The sequence below is a fragment of the Streptomyces alkaliphilus genome (assembly GCF_014141535.1).
Lineage (GTDB): Bacteria > Actinomycetota > Actinomycetes > Streptomycetales > Streptomycetaceae > Streptomyces > Streptomyces alkaliphilus.
The window spans coordinates 1-3,000 of record NZ_VKHT01000653.1 but is presented as its reverse complement, the minus strand read 5'-3'; the positions used below and the strand labels follow the sequence as shown (position 1 = coordinate 3,000).

Annotated in this window: 3 protein-coding genes; 2 read left to right on the top strand and 1 reads right to left on the bottom strand. The window is 75.2% G+C overall.

Translation table 11 applies throughout. The annotated features are described in order from the left end of the window. Positions 1–20: 20 nt before the first annotated feature. Complete coding sequence (locus FNQ90_RS18040; RefSeq protein WP_143623973.1) at positions 21–254, bottom strand: dodecin; 234 nt, start codon at positions 252–254, stop codon at positions 21–23. Between the two features lie 236 nt (positions 255–490). On the opposite strand from FNQ90_RS18040, the gene FNQ90_RS18035 reads away from it, so the two are divergent. Continuing rightward, positions 491–2,041, top strand: coding sequence for a glycine hydroxymethyltransferase (locus FNQ90_RS18035; protein ID WP_182607328.1), 1,551 nt, complete (start codon positions 491–493; stop codon positions 2,039–2,041). A 70-nt stretch (positions 2,042–2,111) separates the two neighbouring features. Beyond that, complete coding sequence (locus FNQ90_RS18030) at positions 2,112–2,930, top strand: endonuclease V (protein WP_182607327.1); 819 nt, start codon at positions 2,112–2,114, stop codon at positions 2,928–2,930. The last annotated feature ends 70 nt before the right edge of the window (positions 2,931–3,000 follow it).

The window sequence follows — 3,000 nt, the reverse complement described above, 5'->3', positions numbered from 1 at the left end:
GGGCCGGGGGCCCGGGTCGCTCAGGCGTCCCCGGTGTGCTTCTCCTCGTCCTCCAGGCGGAACCCCACCTTCAGTCCCACCTGGAAGTGGGCCGGCCGTCCCTCCTCGATGTGCCCGCGGATCTGCGTCACCTCGAACCAATCCAGGTTCCGCAGGGTGCGGGCGGCCCGGCCGAGGCCGTTGCGGATGGCCGCGTCCAGCCCGTCGGGCGAGGTGCCGACGATCTCGGTGACCCGGTAGGTGTGCTCGGACACGCTTCCTCCTGGTGCGGCGTCGGTGCCGCGGGTCGGCTGCGGTTCCCCGGCCGTGCGACCGGGGCGGTCCCTCCACGGTGCCCCGGGCGGGGCGGTCCCGCGAGTGCTAGGCTCGGCACGGGCCGTGACCGGCGTGTGCGGATGGAACGAACCATCGGGAAGCGGCCCCCGTCCCCGGACGGCCACACCGTGCCGCGCGCCCGGGCCGCTCCGACGACAGCTCCGGAAGGCCCCGCATGACCGGCAACGAGAACCTCGACCCCGGAACCGACCCGGGCGTCCCCGCTCCCTTCGTCTCGCCCGAGCCCTTCGAGGCGGCCCACACGCACCACGAGGCCCCCGACCACAACGTCACCGGCACCCCCGAGTCGGTCGCCCTGAGCAACGCCCTGCGGGTGATCCGGGGCGTGGAACCGCGCATCGCGGACGCCATCGGCGCCGAACTGACCGACCAGCGCGAGTCGCTCAAGCTGATCGCCAGCGAGAACTACGCCTCGCCCGCCGTGCTGCTGACCATGGGCAACTGGCTGAGCGACAAGTACGCCGAGGGCACCGTCGGGCACCGCTTCTACGCCGGGTGCCGCAACGTGGACACCGTCGAGTCGATCGCCGCCGAGCACGCCCGCGAACTGTTCGGCGCCTCACACGCCTACGTGCAGCCGCACTCGGGCATCGACGCCAACCTCGTCGCGTTCTGGGCGGTGCTCGCACAGCGGGTGGAGGCGCCCGCACTCGCCGACGCCGGCGTCCGACACGTCAACGACCTGTCGGAGGGGGACTGGACCCGCCTGCGCCGGGCCCTGGGCGACCAGCGGATGCTCGGCATGTCCCTGGACGCCGGTGGCCACCTCACCCACGGCTTCCGCCCCAACATCTCCGGCAAGATGTTCGAGCAGCGCAGCTACGGGACCGACCCCGGGACCGGCCTGCTGGACTACGCGGCGGTGCGCGCCGCGGCCCGGGAGTTCCGGCCGCTCATCCTCGTCGCCGGCTACTCGGCCTATCCCCGGCTGGTGGACTTCGCGGCCATGCGGGAGATCGCCGACGAGGTGGGCGCCACCCTGATGGTGGACATGGCGCACTTCGCGGGTCTGGTGGCGGGCAAGGTTCTCACCGGGAACTTCGACCCGGTGCCGCACGCCCACATCGTGACCACCACCACCCACAAGTCGCTGCGCGGCCCGCGCGGCGGCATGGTGCTGTGCGACGAGTCTTTGGCCGAGCACGTGGACCGGGGGTGCCCGATGGTCCTGGGCGGGCCGTTGCCGCAGGTCATGGCGGCCAAGGCGGTGGCGCTGGCGGAGGCCCGCCGGCCCGAATTCCGGGACTACGCCGGTCGGGTGGTGGACAACGCCCGGGCGCTGGGCGAGGGGTTGCTGCGGCGCGGCGCCCGCCCGGTGACCGGCGGCACCGACAACCACCTGCTGCTGCTGGACGTCTCCGGCTACGGGCTGACCGGCCGCCAGGCGGAGTCTGCGCTGCTGGACGCCGGCATCGTCACCAACCGCAACGCGATCCCCCGGGACCCCAACGGCGCCTGGTACACCTCCGGTGTCCGGCTGGGCACCCCGGCCCTGACCACCCGTGGTCTGGACACCGAGGGGATGGAGGAGGTCGCCGACCTGATCCACACCGTCCTGGCCCACACCACGCCCACCGCCACGGCCTCGGGCGCGGCCTCCCGGGCCCGTTACCGGATCGCCGACGGCGTGACGGAGAGGGTCGCGGCCCGGGCCGCGGACCTGCTGGACAAGCACCCGCTCTACCCGCGCGTGGATCTGGGCTGACCCGGTGACGGGCACCCCCGGGGCCGTACCGTCCCACCCGACCCCCGGTGCGCCGGGACCGGCCCCCGGGGTGCCCGCGCACACCACTCCGGCCGATGCCGCCGAGGCGGTGGAGCGCCAACTCGCCCTGCGACGCTTCCTGCTGCCCGACGAACCCGGCCCACCGCCCGGCGCGCCGGGCACCGTGACGGGGGTGGACGTGGCGTACTCGGAGTCCGAGGGGAACGGCCCGCCCGGTCTCGTGGCCGCCGCCGCGGTCGTCCTGGACGCCGTGGACCTCACCGAGGTGGATCGAGCGGCGGCGGTGGGGCCGGTGCCCTTCCCCTACGTGCCCGGCCTGCTCGCCCACCGCGAACTGCCCGCGGTGTCGGAGGCCCTCGCGGGTTTGCGCGTCCCGCCGGGATTGGTGGTCTGCGACGGCTACGGGGTGGCCCACCCCCGCCGCTTCGGGCTCGCCTGCCATCTCGGCGTGCTCACCGGGTTGCGCACCATCGGGGTGGCCAAGACCCCGTTCCGGTTGGCCGACGACCGGTCCGGGGCGCCGCCGGAGCCACCCGGCCCCCGGCGCGGTGACCACGCGCCGCTGTACGCCCCGCCGATCGACGCCCCGGAGGGAACGGCCGGGCCCCCGGAGGTGGTCGGCTCGGCGCTGCGCACCCGGGCGGGGGTCAAACCGGTGTACGTCTCCGCCGGGCATCGCGTCGGACTCGCGGCGGCCCGTGCCCACACCCTCCACCTGGCCCGGGACTTCCGACTGCCGGAGACCACCCGGCGGGCCGACCGCGCCTGTCGCGACGCCCTCGCCCGTGCCCGGGCCCAACCACCGCCTCCCCGACGCGGGAGCGAACGCGTCATCGGTACCGACCCCCACCCCGGAGGGCGCGGCTGAGGGCCGGGGTCGGCGGGCGGACGGCCGTCCCCGGGGAGGCGCTCGCGGCGCGTGCGACGTTGTGCGGAGC